This is a genomic window from Nocardioides nitrophenolicus, from assembly GCF_016907515.1.
Taxonomy (GTDB): Bacteria; Actinomycetota; Actinomycetes; order Propionibacteriales; family Nocardioidaceae; genus Nocardioides; species Nocardioides nitrophenolicus.
On sequence record NZ_JAFBBY010000001.1, the window covers coordinates 2,564,964 to 2,582,157 of the forward strand.

Annotated in this window: 15 protein-coding genes and 1 tRNA gene; 8 read left to right on the plus strand and 8 right to left on the minus strand. The window is 71.7% G+C overall.

The genetic code is table 11. The annotated features are described in order from the left end of the window. Position 1: 1 nt before the first annotated feature. The 7 genes from JOD66_RS12500 to JOD66_RS12530 form a co-directional block, all read right to left on the minus strand. Complete coding sequence (locus tag JOD66_RS12500; protein WP_204837200.1) at positions 2–394, minus strand: YybH family protein; 393 nt, start codon at positions 392–394, stop codon at positions 2–4. Positions 395–727: 333 nt separating this feature from the next. Further along, complete coding sequence (locus tag JOD66_RS12505) at positions 728–1,480, minus strand: 1-acyl-sn-glycerol-3-phosphate acyltransferase (protein WP_307823477.1); 753 nt, start codon at positions 1,478–1,480, stop codon at positions 728–730. Then, positions 1,477–2,583 (minus strand): amidohydrolase family protein, encoded by a 1,107-nt coding sequence (locus JOD66_RS12510; RefSeq protein WP_204837201.1) that lies wholly within the window; start codon positions 2,581–2,583, stop codon positions 1,477–1,479. Before JOD66_RS12510 ends, JOD66_RS12505 begins: the two co-directional genes overlap by 4 nt. Further along, positions 2,580–3,566: an amidohydrolase family protein gene (locus tag JOD66_RS12515; RefSeq protein WP_204837202.1), complete on the minus strand. Its 987-nt coding sequence runs from the start codon at positions 3,564–3,566 to the stop codon at positions 2,580–2,582. The genes JOD66_RS12510 and JOD66_RS12515 overlap by 4 nt, the downstream gene beginning before the upstream one ends. Beyond that, entirely contained in the window at positions 3,566–5,227 is a 1,662-nt protein-coding gene (mhpA, locus tag JOD66_RS12520; RefSeq protein ID WP_204837203.1) for a bifunctional 3-(3-hydroxy-phenyl)propionate/3-hydroxycinnamic acid hydroxylase MhpA, read from the minus strand. Before mhpA ends, JOD66_RS12515 begins: the two co-directional genes overlap by 1 nt. Beyond that, entirely contained in the window at positions 5,224–6,261 is a 1,038-nt protein-coding gene (locus JOD66_RS29495) for a VOC family protein (RefSeq protein WP_204837204.1), read from the minus strand. The genes mhpA and JOD66_RS29495 overlap by 4 nt, the downstream gene beginning before the upstream one ends. Further along, positions 6,258–7,124: an alpha/beta fold hydrolase gene (locus tag JOD66_RS12530; RefSeq protein ID WP_204837205.1), complete on the minus strand. Its 867-nt coding sequence runs from the start codon at positions 7,122–7,124 to the stop codon at positions 6,258–6,260. Before JOD66_RS12530 ends, JOD66_RS29495 begins: the two co-directional genes overlap by 4 nt. A gap of 97 nt (positions 7,125–7,221) precedes the next feature. Here JOD66_RS12530 and JOD66_RS12535 point away from each other — a divergent pair, with 97 nt between their 5' ends. Beyond that, entirely contained in the window at positions 7,222–7,893 is a 672-nt protein-coding gene (locus tag JOD66_RS12535; RefSeq protein WP_204837206.1) for a TetR/AcrR family transcriptional regulator, read from the plus strand. A gap of 44 nt (positions 7,894–7,937) precedes the next feature. Here JOD66_RS12535 and JOD66_RS12540 read toward each other — a convergent pair. Continuing rightward, positions 7,938–8,021 (minus strand) — tRNA-Leu (locus JOD66_RS12540). 169 nt (positions 8,022–8,190) lie between these two features. Here JOD66_RS12540 and JOD66_RS12545 point away from each other — a divergent pair. From JOD66_RS12545 to pknB, 7 genes are read left to right on the plus strand one after another with little or no spacing between them, the layout of a single operon-like run. Then, positions 8,191–8,940 carry an FHA domain-containing protein gene (locus JOD66_RS12545; protein ID WP_204837207.1) on the plus strand — a complete coding sequence of 250 codons (750 nt, stop codon included), beginning with the start codon at positions 8,191–8,193 and terminating at the stop codon, positions 8,938–8,940. Further along, a complete protein-coding gene (locus JOD66_RS12550; protein ID WP_204837208.1) occupies positions 8,933–9,397 on the plus strand; it encodes an FHA domain-containing protein FhaB/FipA in 465 nt (154 codons plus the stop codon). The genes JOD66_RS12545 and JOD66_RS12550 overlap by 8 nt, the downstream gene beginning before the upstream one ends. Continuing rightward, on the plus strand, positions 9,398–10,849 hold the full coding sequence (locus JOD66_RS12555) for a PP2C family protein-serine/threonine phosphatase (RefSeq protein ID WP_204837209.1): 1,452 nt from the start codon (positions 9,398–9,400) through the stop codon (positions 10,847–10,849). A gap of 29 nt (positions 10,850–10,878) precedes the next feature. Next, positions 10,879–12,252, plus strand: a complete 1,374-nt coding sequence (locus JOD66_RS12560) for an FtsW/RodA/SpoVE family cell cycle protein (RefSeq protein WP_205126356.1) — start codon at positions 10,879–10,881, stop codon at positions 12,250–12,252. Next, on the plus strand, positions 12,249–13,781 hold the full coding sequence (locus JOD66_RS12565; RefSeq protein WP_204837210.1) for a peptidoglycan D,D-transpeptidase FtsI family protein: 1,533 nt from the start codon (positions 12,249–12,251) through the stop codon (positions 13,779–13,781). Before JOD66_RS12560 ends, JOD66_RS12565 begins: the two co-directional genes overlap by 4 nt. Next, positions 13,778–15,301 carry a serine/threonine-protein kinase gene (locus JOD66_RS12570; RefSeq protein WP_204837211.1) on the plus strand — a complete coding sequence of 508 codons (1,524 nt, stop codon included), beginning with the start codon at positions 13,778–13,780 and terminating at the stop codon, positions 15,299–15,301. The genes JOD66_RS12565 and JOD66_RS12570 overlap by 4 nt, the downstream gene beginning before the upstream one ends. Beyond that, positions 15,298–17,193 (plus strand): Stk1 family PASTA domain-containing Ser/Thr kinase, encoded by a 1,896-nt coding sequence (gene pknB / locus JOD66_RS12575; RefSeq protein ID WP_204837212.1) that lies wholly within the window; start codon positions 15,298–15,300, stop codon positions 17,191–17,193. The genes JOD66_RS12570 and pknB overlap by 4 nt, the downstream gene beginning before the upstream one ends. Position 17,194: the final 1 nt, after the last annotated feature.

Sequence of the window (17,194 nt, forward strand, 5' to 3'; positions counted from 1 at the left end):
GTCAGAGCCCGAGGTGAGCGGAGTGGAAGGGGTTGTCGATCCGGATCCGCCAGGTGCCGTCGGGCTCCCGGCAGAAGACGTTGCTGTCGACCGCCTCCATCTCGACCGGCTCGCCGTCGGGACCGGTGCCGGTGAGCTGCCACCGGAGCGCGACGAGGACCACGTCGCCGGCATCGACGCGGTGCAGCTCCTCGACGGTGAGGTGCGGCTTGGTGTCGATGAACGCCTGCAACGCCTCGCGCAGCGCCGGCAGGCCGGTGACCGGCGCGGTTCCCGGCGCCGTCTGGAAGACGGTCCTCTCGTCCCAGCAGGACAGGGCGAGGTCCAGGTCGCCCTCGTTCATCGCCTCGACGAACAGCTCGTTGATCTCGGTGACGCTGTTGTGCGATCCCATCGTGACTCCTCGGTGCGTAGCGGCGATGTGACGGATCGATCGCCGGCGGAGTCGTCAACGTAGGTTCGGCGCCACCCCCGGCGGATCCCCCGGCGACGGTCGGTCCGAGGGTCCCCTGATCAGGGGAGGTCCGGTCGACGGGCACCGTCGCCGCCCAGGTTCCGAACCGGACGGAGGTCGACGACGACACCTGAGCCGCCAGAGCGGGTCGGCTCAGGCAGTGCCCGGCACCTCATCGGCGTGGAAGGGATCTCGCGTCGACGCTGATCGCGGGCTGAGGTCGGCCCGCTGGCGCGCGGTCGGGTCCTGCGAGGGCCGACGACGGTGGCGGGCTCATCCCCTCCGGACGGCGAGCTCGTCGAGCGCCGCCTGCATGGCCTCCTCCACCCGGCGGGCGAACTCCGGAGCGTCCACCTCGCCCACGTGCGCGCGCTGTGCTGGCAGTACCCGGGTGCGCAGCCGCACGGGGACCGGGAGGTAGGGCAGGAACCCGGCCAGGCCCACGTTCAGCCCCCACGGGATGGTCAGGGACACCGGCAGCGCCTTGAGCCTGAGGAGCTGGTCGAGCTTGAGCCGTCGCGCCCAGCGCTGGCCGTCGTCGAGGACCAGGAGGGTGTTCCCGGCACCGGCGGTGACGACAGGGACGATCGGTACGTCGTGCTCGATCGCCAGGCGGGCGAAGCCGGAGCGTCCCCCGAAGACGATGCGGTCCTTGTCCTTGTGGGCCTTGAAGGCGTCGAGGTCGCCGCCGGGGAAGACCAGGACGTGACGGCCGGCGACGAGTGCCTCCTGCGCGGCGGACCGGCTCGCGGGCCGGCAGCCGAGCTGCTCGAGCAGCGGGCCGAGGCCGACCGTCCAGGCGATCTGGTGGACCAGGGTCGTGACCGGTCGGTCGAGGTCGAGGTCGTCGAGTGCGGCCAGGGTGGCGAGGACGTTGGGGTCGAACAGGCTGCCGAAGCCGTGGTTGGCGACGAACAGGACCGGTCCGTCGGGCAGCTCGTCCGGAAGGTCGATCTCGAGGCGGTGATAGTGGCGGACGGCCTCGATCGCGAGGCGCCGGAGGTCCTCGATCACGGTCTGGATCACGGTGCGGCCAGCCTCGCCTCGAGCCTGGGGAACTGGGCCAGGGCGTTGGTCCGCAGCACCTTGGGCAGCTCGGTGCTGTCGAACGAGCGCGGCAGCTGGGGTGCGGGGTCGCCGGGGATGGTGAAGACCTCCGCCGAGAAGGGCCAGTCAGTGGCGAACATGATGTGCGACACCGGCGCGACCTCCTTGACCGCCATCATGGCCGACGGGGCAGGCGACAGGGCGGTGTCGTAGAAGAGGCGGCCGTAGTCGAGGTTCTGCTCGTCGAGCAGGCCGAGGCCGAGGTTCTGCATGATCGGCGTGGCGTACTGCAGCAGCGAGGTCCGGTACGCGAGGAAGGGCAGCGTGCCGCCGGCGTGGGCGAGCAGCCACCGGACGAAGGGGTACGCCGTGAAGGTCCCCCGGTAGCTCAGGTTCACCGCCGCCCGGGTGGTGTCGAACGGGAACTCGAACAGGAACGCCGGCAGGCCGAGGTCGGGCATCACCGGGGTGACGGGGTGTACGAAGACCATGGCGCCGAGCTGGTTGAGGGTGGCCATCAGCGCCTTGAGCCGGGGGTCGCCGAGGTAGACACCGTCGTACTGGCTGAACAGGCCCACGCCGTCGAAGCCGAGCACCTTGATCGCGCGGGTGGCCTCGGCGCGGGCGTTGGCGAGGTCGTCGGGGTCGTCGAGGTCGCCGAGCGGGAGCACCGCGAGGGCGCCGAACCGCTTCGCGAGGGTTCCGCTTCCCTTGATCAGGGTCTCGTAGGTGTAGTCGTTGATCCGGCGGGCCATCGCGTTGCGCTCCGCGGCGGTCGGCAGGTAGGCGACGCCGGGCTCGGAGATCGAGACCACCTGGGCGGCGATCCCGAAGTCGTTCATGAAGGTGACGGCCCTCTGGGGACTCCAGGCGGGCAGTTTCTTGCCGCCTGCCTCGGTGATGCCGTGCTCGGCGAGCGAGGCTCGGTAGAAGTCGGGAATGTGATGGCAGTGCACGTCGATCCGGGTCCGTGGGAGCGGCAGGAGCGGTACGGCGGACGCCGGCAGTCTCGCGCCCAGGGCGGCGACGGGGCCGGTCGCGGCAGCACCGAGGATGCTTCGGCGGCTGATCGGTGCGGTCATGGTGTGGTCCTTCCAGCGATGCGTGGGAACAGGCCGAGCGCGTTGGTCCGGTCGATGGCTGCGCGCTGGCGTCGCTTGAGCGCGATGTCCTCGTACTCCTGGCGCATGAAGCGCACGGCGGGCGCGGGTGCGAACGGGTAGTCGCTGCCGTACAGGACGTGGGTCGGGTCGGCGAAGGAGAGCAGGCTGGGCAGGGCGTGCGGGGTCGAGGACAGCGCGACGTCGAAGTAGAAGCGGCGCAGCACGTCGAGCCGGCGCTCGCGTTCCCGCTTGCGCGCGACCATCGCCTTGGCCTGGGCCAGCCTGGGCTCGTCGCGGATCATCGTGAGCAGGACCCGGTGGGCGATGTAGGGCAGGAAGCCGCCCGCGTGGGAGAGGATCCAGCGGATGCCGTCGTACTTCTCCAGCGCCCCGGACAGCACCAGGCCGGTGGCCGCACGGACGGTGTCGAGCAGGAAGTCCGCGGTGAACGACGGGATGCCGGGCGCGGGTTCGGCGGGCAGCTCGCCGGGGTGGAGGAAGACCACGGCGCGCCGCGCGTGCAGGTAGGCCAGGAGCGGTTCGAGGTCCTTCTCGTAGGGGTAGCAGCCCGCCACGTTGCTCAGCAGCACGATGCCGTCGGCGCCCAGGGAGTCGAGGGCGTACTCGGCTTCGGCGAGCGCGCCGGCCAGGTCGGGCAGCGTCAGCGTGGCGAAGAACCCGAACCGGTGCGGGTGGTCGGCGACGACGCCGGCGGCGTAGTCGTTGACCTCGCGGGCGGTGCGGCGGGCTTGGCGGTCGTCGCCGAACCACGCGCCCGGCGTGGACAGCGAGAGGATGCTGGTCGCGATGCCGTTGCGGTCCATGAGGCGGAGCGCCCGCTCGGCCGTCCACGACGGCACGTCGACGCCACCGGGCCTGATGCCCTTGTCCTTCAGGAGGTCCGCATAGGCCGGCGGTACGACGTGGTGGTGCACGTCGATCCGGGCCGGGCTGCTGCCCATCAGGCCAGACCCAGCTGGTCGACCAGCGCCCGCGTGAGGGATCTCGTGTCGCCCCGCGCGGTCCCGAACACGAACTTGTCCGGCCGCAGCACCACGACCGCCCCCTCCCGCACACCGTGGCGACGCAGCCAGCGCGCGAAGGCGCCCGAGGTGTCCTCGAGGTCCACGAGGCCCGCGCGCCGCCGACCGTCGCCGACCGATCCCTGCGGGCGGGTGCCGAAGTCGTAGATCGTGGCGTACGTCGGCTCGACCCGGGCCCACGTGTCGAGGTCCGCGCCGAGAGCCTCGCGCGGGTCGACGCCGACGCCGATCACGGACCAGCCGATGCCGATCGCGTCGTCGAGCCGGACCGGGCGGCCGTCGTACCGACGGACCAGCGGCTGGGGCGACAGGGTGCCCTCGATGCCGCGCAGGCCGCGCGGCAGGCCGAGGTAGGCGCCCTTCTGGTAGCGGGGCTTGGGCTTCATCCCGGCGCGGCGCAGCCAGCCGCCCACGCCCGGCGTGCGCAGGGCGGTCCTCAGCGCGGCATCACGCGCGCGGGCCTTGGCCGGGTTCTTCACCGACACCAGCGACTTGTTGAGCACCGACAGGTCGATCATCGCCTTGGCGTGCGGCCGGCGTTCGGACTCGTAGGAGTCGAGGATCGCCAGGTCGGCGCCGTGCTTGAGGATCGCCTCCAGCTTCCAGGAGAGGTTGTCGGAGTCGCGGACGCCGGCGTTCATGCCCTGGCCGATGAACTGCGGGGTCATGTGCGCGGCGTCGCCCGCGAGCAGCACGCGGCCCTCGCGCCACCGGTCCGCGACCACGGCGTTGAAGGTGTAGACGAGCTGACGGATCACGACGACCTCCTCGGGGTCGACGTAGCGCGCCATCAGTCGGCGCACGGTCTCGTCCGACTCGAACTCGTCCTTGTCGTCCTCGTCCTTCAGCGCGAACTCGAAGCGGTGGTGACCTCCGGGCTGCGGACAGCTGACGGTCGGCAGGTCGGGGTCGCAGACGAAGTCGAAGTACGGCAGGTGGCGGAAGGCGTCGACGCCGTCCTTGGCCTCGAGGTCGATGACCAGCCACCGCTCGGGATAGCTCTTGCCTGTCATGTCGACGCCGAGCGAGGTGCGGACGACACTGCGGCCGCCGTCGGCGCCGATCAGGAAGGACGCCCGCACGGACTCGGTCGTCTCGTCGAGGACGGCCTCGCGCCTGCCGTAGCCCGACCCCGTCGACCCGGCGTGCACGACGGTGACCCCGTCGCCGTCCTGGTCGAAGGAGACGACCTCGCGGCCGCGTCGTACCTCGACCCGCGGGTAGCGGGCGAGCTGCTCCTCGAGCCGGTTCTCGAGGTAGGGCTGGTAGAGGAAGTTGGTGACCGGCCACGACAGGGGCCGCTGGGACTCGCGGAACTGCACCAGCAACGTTCCGTCGGCCTTGACCCACTGCACGGCGCTGTCGACGTTCATGTCGGCGTGGATCTCGTCGGCCACGCCGGCGGTCTGGAAGACCCGCAGCGCCTCGTCGTCGGTGTAGACCGCGCGCGCCATGCCGTAGAACTCGGGCTCGCGCTCGAGGACAAGGACGCTCAGGCCACGACGGCCCAGCAGGGTGGCCATGGTCAGGCCGGTCGGTCCGAGCCCGACCACGACGACGTCGTACTCGCTGCTGCTCATGATGCCGCTCCTGCGGGGGTACTGAGGCCGGGTACGGCGATCTCGGGACGGCGCGCGTTGCGGGCGGCACTGCGGATCTGGCCGAGCCTGTCGAGGAGGCCGGAGTCGACCGGCTGGTGGCCCCAGCTGCTGATGCCCTGGTGGGTGGCGACCCGCCAGGCGTCCTCGAGCTCGGGGGTGAACACGATCGGGTTCCAGCCGACCTCGAGCTCGAAGCCGGAGGGGGTCACGCAGTAGAAGGACAGCTCGCGGTCGTTGGTGTGCTGGCCGACCGACCAGGCCATCGTGAAGCCCAGGGCCCGGACCCGCTCGTAGGCACCGAGCATGTCCTCGAGTGAGGCCGCCTCGATGTTGACGTGCTGGGCGCGGGTGCGGATCGGGTCGACCCTGAGGCCCTGGAGGTTGGCGACGGCAATCGAGTGGTGTCGCTCGTTGACCCGCAGGAAGCGGATCTTCAGCGTCAGGCCGCTGATGTTCTCGTCGATGTAGTCCGAGAGCCGGGAGTCGAAGAGCGTGGCGTAGTAGCGGTGGATGCCGAGCGGGTCGCGGGAGGTGATCGCGACGTGGCCCATGCCCGACCCACCCGTCACGAAGCCGGAGCTGATCATCCGCAGCGGCTCGGCCGTCGTGAGCGGCGTCGTGAAGACCTCCTGCACGATGCCCTTCGGCCCGGCGAAGCGCCACAGCCGCTCGACGCCGCGCCGTGCGGCCTCCTCGGCGGTGCCCTCCTCGATCGGTACGCCGCGCTCGGTGACCCGGGCGAGGATCCGGTCGAAGGTCTCGTGGCCGTCGACCTGCCAGCCGATCGCCATCAGGTCCTCGGCGAGGCCGCGCCGCACGAGGAACCGGCACGCGTGGTCGTCGAGCCGGAACCGGAGCGTGTCGCCGTCGAGCTCGTCGACGTGCAGGCCGATCGCGTCGGCGCCGAAGCGGTGCCACTCGGTCATCCGCCGCGACTCCACGACGAGGTAGCCGAGGTGGACGGCGCCGAAGACGGACGGGCCCGTGGTCGGCCGGAGGAACGCGACGCTCACCGCTCGTCCCCGAGGTGGGCGGCGGCCAGGGCGTTGAACTGCTCGGCCCGCTCCCACTGCGCCCAGTGACCCGTGTTGGCCATCAGGAACAGGTCGCAGTCCTGCATCGTGCTCGCCAGCCGCGCGCCGCCCGAGGGACGGTTGACCTTGTCCTCGGCGCCCCACACGACCAGGGTGGGAACCTCGCACCGAGCGAGGCGCGGGTCGCGGGTCAGGTCCATCCGCCACAAGGTGCGCAGGGCGGTGGGCCCCGAGGGCCGGCGCAACGGCGGCGAGGACACGACCTCCGGCTGGATGCTGGCCTCGTAGCGCAGGTCGATCAGCTCGTCGGGTACCGAACCGGCGTCGTACACCAGGTAGTCGCGGATGAAGGTCTCGATCTTCGCCCGGCTGGGGCCCTCGCCGCCGTAGTAGTCCAGCAGGCAGTTGAGGCCCGCGGTGGGCAGAGCGCGCGTCGTCCCTATCCCGCCGGGTCCCATGAGGATCATCCGGTCGACGCGGTCGGGCCGGTCCAGCGCCAGCCGGAGCGCGGCGGCGCCGCCGTAGGAGTTGCCGACGAGGTGCGCCGTCTCGATGTCCAGCGCGTCCAGCAGGCCGCGGACCGCGAGCGCCAGGTCACCGAACGGGTCGGAGAGGTCGAGGTCCTTCGAGGACGCGCCGTAGCCCGGCAGGTCCGGCACGATCACCCGGAACCGCTCCGCGAGGGCGTCGATGTTGCGGACGTAGTTCGAGGCGCCGTTCGCCCCCGGCCCTCCCCCGTGCAGCAGGACGACGGGCGTGCCCGCTCCGGCTTCGGTGACGAACAGGTCGCGCCGTCCGACCCGGACGTGGTGCTCGGTGCGCTCGGTAGCGGTGGTGCTCATCGATCAACCTCCATCAGTGCTAAACTGATGAGATCATCAGTTCCGATGAAACGATCTGTCAAGACTTTCTGATGAAACCATCAGTTATGATCGGTTCATGAGCGACCCCGCCGCAGCGCCGACCCGGATCGACCGGCGCAAGGAGCGCACGCGTGCAGCGCTCCTCGGCGCCGCCAGGGGCTTCCTCGCCGAGGGCACGACGTCGGTGAGCATCCAGCAGATCACCGACGCCGCGGACGTCGGCTTCGGCACCTTCTACAACCACTTCGAGAGCAAGGAGGCGCTCTTCGAGGCGGCTGTCGCCGACGTGCTCGACACCTACGCAGCGCTGCGCGACGAGCTCGTCGCCGGGTACGACGACCCTGCCGAGGTCTTCGCCGTCAGCTTCCGGATGACGGGTCGCCTGCAGCGTCAGGTGCCGGCCATGGTCAAGGTGCTGCTCAACGAGGGCGTGGGGATCCTCCTCCGCGACCGCGGGCTCGCACCACGGGCCGTCCACGACATCCGACGGGCCGTCGAGGCCGGTCGCTTCGACATCGAGAACGCCCAACTGGGCCTGATGGCCGCCGGCGGCGCACTCCTCGGCCTCCTCCAGCTGCTCGACAGCGATCCGGACGCCGATGCCGACTCGCTGTCGGACCAGATGACGGCCCGCCTTCTCCGGGCCTTCGGCATGGACAGCACCGAGGCCGAGGAGCTGTGCGCGCGCCCGCTGCCGGCGATTCCCGAGCTGGAGCCGGGCGACGCCGATCGGCAGCGGCCACGCTGAGGAGAGCACGAAGGCCCCGGTCTCTCGACCGGGGCCTTCTCACGTGCGCGAGGGGGGAGTTGAACCCCCACGTCCTTTCGGACACACGGACCTGAACCGTGCGCGTCTGCCTATTCCGCCACTCGCGCGTCACTGTCATGCAACAGCCGGGCAAGGCTATCCCAGTCCCGACCCCACGCCCAAAACGGGGGGTGCGTCGCCGAGGTCCCGGGTACGACGAGGCGCCACCGATACGATCGGTGGGACCGCCGGGCAGGGGGCCTGGTGGGTGAGGCATGCGGAAGGAGGGTGAGCGACGTGGGCGGACTGCAGCGGTTCGAGCAGCGACTCGAGCAGGCGATCTCCGGCGTGTTCGCGCGCACCTTCCGCAGTGCGGTGCAGCCGGTGGAGGTGGCCGCGGCGCTGCAGCGCGAGCTCGACAACAAGGCGCAGGTGCTGTCGCGGCAGCGGCGGCTGGTGCCGAACAGCTTCGTGGTCGAGCTGTCGGAGGGCGACCTGGAGCGGCTGGCGCCGTACGACTCGGCGCTGGAGGGGGAGCTGACGACGCAGCTGACCGAGCATGCGGAGCTGCAGTCGTATGTCTTCCCGGGGCCGATCCGGATCGTGTTCGAGTCGGCCGACGACCTGGGGACGGGCCGGTTCCGGGTGCGCAGCCAGGCGGAGGCGGAGGTCACCGGGCAGAGCCGGCGCGCGGGGGGCCAGCGGACCCGGGCGGTGCTCGAGGTCAACGGCACCCAGCATCCGCTGCAGCCGCCGGGCCTGGTCGTGGGGCGGGGCAGCGAGGCCGATCTGCGGATCAACGACCCGGGGGTGAGCCGGCGACACGCCGAGTTCCTGATCACCACCCCTCCCCCCCAGTCCGGTACGACGATCGCCGGCCCGGTCCACGTCGAGGTCCACGACATGGGCTCGACCAACGGCATCCGGGTCGACGGGCAGAAGGTGGCGCGGGCGGCGCTGCGCGACGGCTCGCGGGTCCAGATCGGTCATACGTCCTTGGTTCTCCGACTGCTCCAGGAGACGAGTCAGGTGGTCGACGATGTCTGAGCTGACCCTGTTCCTCGTACGCATCGCGTACCTCGCGATCCTGTGGATCTTCGTGCTGTCCGCGATCTCGGTGATCCGCTCCGACATGTTCGGTGCCCGGGTCCCGGCGCCGGCGGCGCCCGGCAAGCAGCCGCGGGCGCCGAAGCCGGCGAGTCCGCGGCGGGGCCAGCCGACCCGGGTCGAGGTGGTCCAGGGCGTCAACACCGGGATCGTCGCCGATCTCGCGCAGGCGCCGATCCTGATCGGCCGCGGCAACGACGCGGCGATCCGCCTCGACGACGACTACGTCTCCACCCGGCACGCCCGCATCGTCGAGTCCGGCGGCCAGTGGTACGTCGAGGACCTCGGCTCCACCAACGGCACCTACCTCGGCAGCCAGCGGCTCACCCAGCCGGTCCCGGTCGGTCTCGGCTCGCAGATCCGGATCGGGAAGACCATCGTGGAGCTGAGGAAGTAGATGACCGAGCCCGGCAACGACACCTCGCCCGCGCCGGACGAGGTGCCCCACGACCCGCAGCCCGACACGGTCGACGTACCGCTGCCGGTGACGCGACCGCTGCTCCAGCTCGACGCGTACGCCGTCTCCGACGTCGGCCGGGTCCGCAAGGACAACCAGGACTCGGGCTACTCCGGGCCGTGGCTGCTCGCCGTCTGCGACGGGGTGGGCGGGGCCGCGCGCGGCGACATCGCCTCCGGTACGGCGATCGGCGAGCTGCGCCAGCTCGACGAGGCGCCCGGCTCGGTCGACGTGATCGACCGGGTCAACGACGGCCTCCACGAGGCGCACGTGTCGATCGGGGGCCAGGTCGACCAGGATCCGGCGCTCAACGGCACCAGCACCACCGCGACGGTCGCGCTCTTCGACGGGCAGCGGCTCGCGGTGGGCCACATCGGCGACTCGCGCGCGTACCTGCTGCGTGACGGCGAGCTGTCACAGCTCACCAACGACCACACCTTCGTGCAGAGCCTGATCGACGAGGGCCGGATCACCGAGGCGGAGGCGCGGGTCCATCCCCACCGCAACCTGATCCTCAAGGCGCTCGACGGCCTCCACGACGTGGAGCCCGACCTGTTCGCGCTGGAGCTGGTGCCGGGCGACCGGCTGTTCCTGTGCAGCGACGGCGCGTGCGGGGTGCTGGAGGACGACCGGATCACCGCACTGCTGGGCGACGGGACGCCGGAGTTCAGCTCGATCGAGCTGGTCCGCGCCAGCCTCGACGCCGGCAGCTCCGACAACGTCACCTGCGTGGTGGCCGATGTCGTCGACCCGACGGAGCGTCCGCCGGCCGACCCGATGGTGGTGGGCGCCGCGGCCGACATGAGCCGGCGCCGCGCGCGCAGCCTGTTCCGGGGCCACCGCGCCGGCGACACCGGCGAGCTGGAGCCGGTCACGGCCGAGATCCCGGCGGGGGTCGGCTATGCGATCCCCGAGGACCCGATCGTCGACCCGGAGGCGCTGCGCTACGCGCCCCAGCCGCCGCCGCGCTTCGCCTGGGCCCGCCGGGTGCTGGCGGCCGCGATCGTGCTCGGCCTGGTCTGGATCGCGCTCGGCACGGCCTACTGGTGGAGCCAGCAGAAGTACTACGTCGGCGAGCAGGACGGCTATGTCGTCATCTACCGCGGCGTCGACGTCCCGGGCCTCTCCCATGTCTACGAGGTCTCCGACCTCGAGGTCGGAGACCTCCAGGAGAGCACCCAGGAGGAGGTCCGCAACGGCGCGATGATCTACGGCAGCGTCGAGCGGGCGCGGGCCGCGATCACCCGGATCGGCGCCAACGGACGCCAGTCGCAGGACGAGCCGGCGACTTCGACGCCCCCGACGGCGCCGCCTGACTCCGCCTCGCCGTTCACCACCCCGACCGAGGGCGGCGCGGCCGACCTGACGACGCTCAGCCCGTCGAGGTCGTGAGAGCCGCCGTGGCCACCAACTCCGCACTGATGGGATTCGTGCACCGCCGCCGGCGGGGCGCGGAGCTCTTCCTGCTCGTGCTCGCCCTGATCGTCGGCATCGGCGCCTACGCCGCCGTCGGGCTCGGCGTCGACGGGGAGGTGCCCGCCAACCTGATCGCGTACGGCGGCTGGCTGACCCTGCTCGTCGTGGCCGCCCATGTCGCGGTCCGCCTGGTCGCGCCGTACGCCGACCCGGTGCTGCTGCCCGTCGTCGCGGCGCTCAACGGCCTGGGCCTGGCGATCATCCACCGCGTCGACCTGGCGAAGGACACCGGCCTGGCCAGCCAGCAGCTCACCTGGATGACCCTCGGCGTCGCGCTCTTCGTCGGCACCCTGATCGCGCTGCCCGACCACCGGCTGCTGGCGCGCTTCACCTACACCTCCGGCCTGGCCGCGCTCGTACTGCTGATCCTGCCGATGGTCCCCGGCCTCGGCACCTCCATCAACGGCGCCAAGATCTGGATCTCCCTCGGCCCGTTCAGCTTCCAGCCGGGCGAGGTGGCGAAGCTGCTGCTCGTCGTCACCTTCGCCGGCTACCTCGTGGTCCACCGCGACGCGCTCGCCCTCGCCGGCCGGCGGGTGGTCTTCGTCGACCTGCCGCGCGGCCGCGACCTCGGCCCGATCCTGATGATGTGGGTGGTCAGCCTCGGCATCCTGGTGCTGCAGCGCGACCTCGGCTCCAGCCTGCTGTTCTTCGGCCTGTTCCTGGTGATGCTCTACGTCGCCACCGAGCGGCCGGGCTGGCTGGTCGTCGGCGCCCTGCTCTTCTTCGGCGGGGCCACGGCGGCGTACCGCCTCTTCGGTCACGTGCAGAGCCGCGTCGACATCTGGCTGCACCCCTTCGCCGACCCCGACGGCAACGGCTACCAGCTGGTCCAGGCGCTCTACGGCTTCGCCTGGGGCGGGCTGGTCGGCCGCGGGCTCGGGGAGGGCATGCCCCAGCGGGTGCCCTACGTCGAGTCCGACTTCATCCTCGCCGCCATCGGCGAGGAGCTCGGCCTGACCGCGGTGATGGCGGTGCTCCTCCTCTACGGCCTGGTCGTCGAGCGGGCGCTGCGGGCGGCGCTGATCTCCCGCGACGGCTTCGGCAAGCTGGTCGCGACCGGCCTGGCCGCGGTCTTCGCGCTGCAGGTGTTCGTCGTCATCGGCGGCGTCACCCGGCTGATCCCGCTGACCGGCCTCACCACCCCCTTCCTGTCCTACGGCGGCTCGTCCCTGGTCGCGAACTGGGTGATCATCGCGATCCTCCTGCGCATCTCCGACCAGGCCCGCCGGCCGCTGCCCGACCTGGCGGCCGACGACGGGGGCGACCCCGACGAGCAGTCCACCCAGGTCGTCAAAGTCATGCCGGAGTGGCGATGAACAAGCCCATTCGAGCGGTCTCGATCTTCTGCATGTTCCTCTTCCTCGCCCTGATGGCGAACGTGACGTACGTGCAGTTCGTGAAGTCCAGCTCCTACAACAAGGATCCCCGCAACGCCCGGGTCGCCGAGGCGTCCTACAGCCGCGAGCGGGGCCAGATCATCGTCGGCGACGAGCCGGTCGCCACGAGCAAGCCGGTCGACGACCGCTACAAGTACCTGCGGGTCTATCCCGAGGCCGGCGCCCGGATGTTCGCGCCGGTGACCGGCTACCTCCAGCTCGGCAGCCAGACCGGCATCGAGCGCAGCCAGAACGCCGTGCTCACCGGCGAGGATCCCCAGCTCTTCGTGACCCGCCTGGTCGACCTGCTCAAGGGCGAGACCGCGCAGGGCGGCAACGTCGTGCTCACCCTCGACGCCGCGGCCCAGAAGGCCGCCTTCGAGGGCCTGCGCGACACCCTCGGTCCGCGTGGCGAGGGCTCGGTGGTCGCGATCCAGCCGAAGACCGGGCGGATCCTGGCGATGGCCAGCTACCCGTCGTACGACCCCAACGAGCTGGCCACCCACGACTCCGCGAAGGCCTCGGCCGCCTACAAGGAGCTCGACGCCGACGACCGGGAGCCGCTGCTCAACCGCGCGATCCGCACCCGGCTGTTCCCGGGCTCGACCTTCAAGCTGGTCACCGCGGCGGCCGCGATCGAGAACGGCAAGTTCCACGCCGGCGACCAGGTCCCCGCGGGCGCGACCTACCAGCCGCCCGGCACCAGCCACAAGATCGGCAACGACGGCCGCGGCCAGTGCAGCCCCGCGAAGATCTCCTTCGCGACGGCGATGGAGTGGTCGTGCAACACCACCTTCGCCCAGCTCGCGGTCGACGTCGGACCCGAGAAGATGCGCGCCCAGGCCGAGGCGTTCGGCTTCAACAGCGACTACCTGCGCGACCTGCAGGGCCAGGTGCAGTCGGTGTACCCGACCGGCGTCGACGTCCCCCAGAGCGAGGGCGGCGGCTCCCGCGAGCTGAGCCTCGCCGAGACCGCGCAGACCGGCATCGGCCAGAACACCGTCCAGGCCACGCCGCTGCAGATGGCGATGGTCACCGCGGCGATCGCCAACCAGGGCACCCTGATGCGGCCCTATCTCGTCGACAAGGTGCAGACCGCCGGGTTCAACGTGCTGCGCACCACCGAGCCCGAGGTCTTCAACGAGCACGCCGTGTCCGCGCAGACCGCCGGCGAGCTCACCCAGCTGCTCGAGGCCACCGTCGACAACGGCACGGCCTCGCCCGCCGCGATCGACGGCGTCAAGGTGGCCGGCAAGACCGGCACCGCCCAGCGCGGCGACTCGCTGTGCAGCGCCGGCGGGAAGCCGCCGTACGCCTGGTTCGTGTCCTTCGCGCCCGCCGAGGACGCCGAGGTCGCGGTGGCGGTCATGATCGAAGAGGCGCCCGACGTGGCGTGCGGCGAGATCGCGGGCGGCCAGCTCGGTGGTCCGATCGCGAAGGCAGTGATGGAAGCGGTGTTGAAGAAGTGACCTCCGAGCAGAGCAGGTACGCCGACCGGGCCGGTCGCTATCGCCTCGACTCCATGATCGCCACCGGCGGCATGGGCGTGGTCTGGCGCGCGACCGACACCCGGCTGGGCCGGCCGGTCGCGGTGAAGGTGCTCAAGCCGGAGTACGCCGACGACGCGATGTTCCGCAGCCGGTTCGAGGGCGAGGCCCGCAGTGCCGCCGCGCTCCACCACCCGGGCATCGCCGGGGTCTACGACTACGGCGCGGGCGAGGACGGCGGCGACCTGCCGCCGTACCTGGTGATGGAGCTGGTCGACGGCCAGCCGCTCTCGGCGCTGCTCGCCAACGCCCGCGCGAGCGGGCGCACCCTCGACACCGCGGTCGTGCAGGACCTGATGGCGCAGGCCGCCGACGCGCTCGGCGTCGCGCACCGCGCCGGCATCGTGCACCGTGACGTGAAGCCGGCCAACCTGCTGGTGACCCCCGAGCGCGCGGTGAAGATCACCGACTTCGGCATCGCCCGCGCCCTCGACTCGGTCGCGCTCACCCGCACCGGCTCGGTGATGGGCACGCCCCAGTACCTCAGCCCCGAGCAGGCTCGCGGCAACCCGTCCACGCCCGCCTCCGACGTCTACTCCCTCGGCGTGGTCGCCTTCGAGTGCCTGTCGGGGCGGCGTCCGTTCGAGGCCGAGACGCCGGTCGCGACCGCGCTCGCCCATCTCCAGCAGCCGGTGCCCCAGCTGCCGCCGAGCGTGCCCGGCCCGCTGGCGGCCGTCGTCCGCCGGGCGCTGGCCAAGGACCCCGCGGAGCGGTACGCCGACGGCGCCGCCTTCGCCGAGGCGCTCCGCTCCCCCGAGGTGGCCGCCGCCGCGGCGCCCCCCGAGCCCGACGACGGCACCCGGGTGCTGACCGGCGTGGTGCCGCCGGTGCCGGTCCCCGTGCCGACGCCGACGCCCGCCGACCCGCCGTCCCAGCCGATGCAGCGCCTCGACAGCCCGGCGGCGTACGCCGGTCAGGACGACGACGACGAGCGCAGGTCGCCGTGGCCGATCGCGATCGCCGTGATCGTGCTGGTGATCCTCGCCGTGGTCGCGGCCGTGCTCCTGCTCGGCGACCGCGGCGACGACACCCCCGTCGTCGAGGACACCCCCACCTCGCAGGACACCGCGCCGACGACGCCGACGACGCCGACCAGCGCGCCGACGACGCCGACGACCGAGCCGACCTCCGAGGCGCCGAAGACGGTCCAGGTCAACCAGGACCCCTACCAGTGCTCGACCGACTACCACGACGCCGTCTCCGACCTGCAGGACCTGGACCTGAAGGTCACCTGGGAGCAGGACTCCGCGACCAACGACGGCAGCTGCGACGAAGGCACCGTCTCCCGCTTCTCCCGCAACGGCACCCTCACCGTGGGTGACTCGATCGTCGTCTACTACTGGGGTCCCGTGCCGTCGACGCCCACCACGGAGCCGACCGAGCCCAGCTCCCCCGTCACGCTGCCCACTGCTCCCACCGACCTGACAGGTGGTGCCCAGTGACCACTCCTCCGCACGAGCCCGGCGCCGCCCGGACCGTCGTCGGCGGACGGTACGAGCTCGGTGAGCTCCTCGGCCGCGGCGGCATGGCCGAGGTCCGCAAGGGCACCGACACCCGGCTCGGCCGCGTCGTGGCGGTCAAGCGACTGCGCACCGACCTCGCCAGCGATGCCACCTTCCAGGCCCGGTTCCGCCGCGAGGCGCAGTCGTCGGCGTCGCTCAACCACCCGGCGATCGTCGCGGTCTACGACACCGGCGAGGAGCGCACCACCCACCTCGACGGCAGCACCGAGGTGGTCCCCTACATCGTGATGGAGTACGTCGCGGGGCGCACCCTGCGCGACATCCTGCGCGAGGGCCGCAAGATCCTGCCCGAGCGGGCCCTGGAGATCACCAGCGGCGTGCTGTCGGCGCTCGACTACAGCCACCGCGCCGGGATCATCCACCGCGACATCAAGCCCGGCAACGTGATGCTCACCCCGTCCGGCGACGTCAAGGTGATGGACTTCGGCATCGCCCGCGCGATGAGCGACGCCCAGTCCTCGATGACCCAGACCGCGGCCGTGGTCGGCACCGCCCAGTACCTCTCGCCCGAGCAGGCCCGTGGCGAGACCGTCGACTCCCGCTCCGACGTCTACTCCGCCGGCTGCCTGCTCTACGAGCTGCTGACCGGACGGCCGCCGTTCGTCGGCGACTCGCCGGTCGCGGTGGCCTACCAGCACGTCCGCGAGCCCGCCGTGCCCCCGTCCCGACACGAGGACGACCTCACCCCCGAGGTCGACGCGATCGTGATGAAGGCGCTGGCCAAGCGGGTCGAGGACCGCTACCAGTCGGCCGCCCAGATGCGCGCCGACATCGAGCGCTACCTCGCCGGCCGGCCGGTGCAGGCCGTGCTGCCCGCCGAGACCAGCGAGACCGCGGCCGTCACGCCGCGCCACGCCGCGCCCGTCGAGCACGCCGAGACAGCGATCCGGCAGCCGCTGCCGCCGAGCCGCGACCGCGACAGCGACCGCCGCAGCCGGGCCACCCTGTGGGTGCTGCTCGGCGTCCTCGTCGCCGCGCTGATCGGCACCGCCTTCTTCGTGCTGCCCCGGCTCTTCGACAACACCCCGCCACCCGAGCGGGTCCCCAATGTGGTCCGGATGACCGAGGACGACGCGCGCTCCGCGATCGGGAAGGCCGGCTTCGAGGTCGGCACGGTGAGCGTGCGCAATGACGACACCATCGAGGCCGGCCGAGTGATCGAGCAGGACCCGATCGGCGACGACTACGTCGCCGAGGGCACCCGGATCAACTTCGTGGTCTCCCTCGGCAAGGGCCAGTTCGCGCTGCCCTCGGTGCTCGAGCAGAAGCGCAAGGACGCGGTCCAGACCCTGGTCGACGCCGGCATCGCCGAGCGCAACATCACCGACCGCGAGTGCGACACCGACGAGCCCAAGAACACCGTCGTCGAGCAGAACCCGCCCGCCAACACCATGGTCGACCAGGACGCCACCGTCGAGCTGTGCCTCTCCGACGGCCCCGAGACCGTCCCCAACGTGGTCGGCATGAAGCAGGCCGCCGCCGAGCAGGCGATCAAGGACGCCGGCTTCGTGCCGGTCGTGCGCGAGGCCCGGCCCGACGACAGCAGCCAGAAGAAGGGCCGGGTCACCGAGCAGATCCCCGCCGACGGCACCCTCGCCAAGGGGACCAACGTGGTGATCTTCGTGTCGACCTACGAGCCCGCGCCGCCGCCGGTCACCGACACCGACGGCGACGGGCTCCCCGACACCGACGAGGCCGCCCGCGGCACCGACCCCACCAACCCCGACACCGACGGCGACGGCGTCAGCGACGGCCAGGAGGTCGCCAACGGCACCGACCCGCTCAACCCGCTGGGCCGGGTGCGGCCGTAGG

Bases quoted from the DNA above. Each gene is read 5' to 3' on its own strand.
- JOD66_RS12500 (WP_204837200.1), bottom strand. From the start codon at position 394: ATGGGATCGCACAACAGCGTCACCGAGATCAACGAGCTGTTCGTCGAG.
- JOD66_RS12510 (WP_204837201.1), bottom strand. From the start codon at position 2,583: ATGACCGCACCGATCAGCCGCCGAAGCATCCTCGGTGCTGCCGCGACC.
- JOD66_RS12515 (WP_204837202.1), bottom strand. From the start codon at position 3,566: ATGGGCAGCAGCCCGGCCCGGATCGACGTGCACCACCACGTCGTACCG.
- mhpA (WP_204837203.1), bottom strand. From the start codon at position 5,227: ATGAGCAGCAGCGAGTACGACGTCGTCGTGGTCGGGCTCGGACCGACC.
- JOD66_RS12530 (WP_204837205.1), bottom strand. From the start codon at position 7,124: ATGAGCACCACCGCTACCGAGCGCACCGAGCACCACGTCCGGGTCGGA.
- JOD66_RS12535 (WP_204837206.1), top strand. From the start codon at position 7,222: ATGAGCGACCCCGCCGCAGCGCCGACCCGGATCGACCGGCGCAAGGAG.
- JOD66_RS12550 (WP_204837208.1), top strand. From the start codon at position 8,933: ATGTCTGAGCTGACCCTGTTCCTCGTACGCATCGCGTACCTCGCGATC.
- JOD66_RS12555 (WP_204837209.1), top strand. From the start codon at position 9,398: ATGACCGAGCCCGGCAACGACACCTCGCCCGCGCCGGACGAGGTGCCC.
- JOD66_RS12560 (WP_205126356.1), top strand. From the start codon at position 10,879: ATGGGATTCGTGCACCGCCGCCGGCGGGGCGCGGAGCTCTTCCTGCTC.
- JOD66_RS12565 (WP_204837210.1), top strand. From the start codon at position 12,249: ATGAACAAGCCCATTCGAGCGGTCTCGATCTTCTGCATGTTCCTCTTC.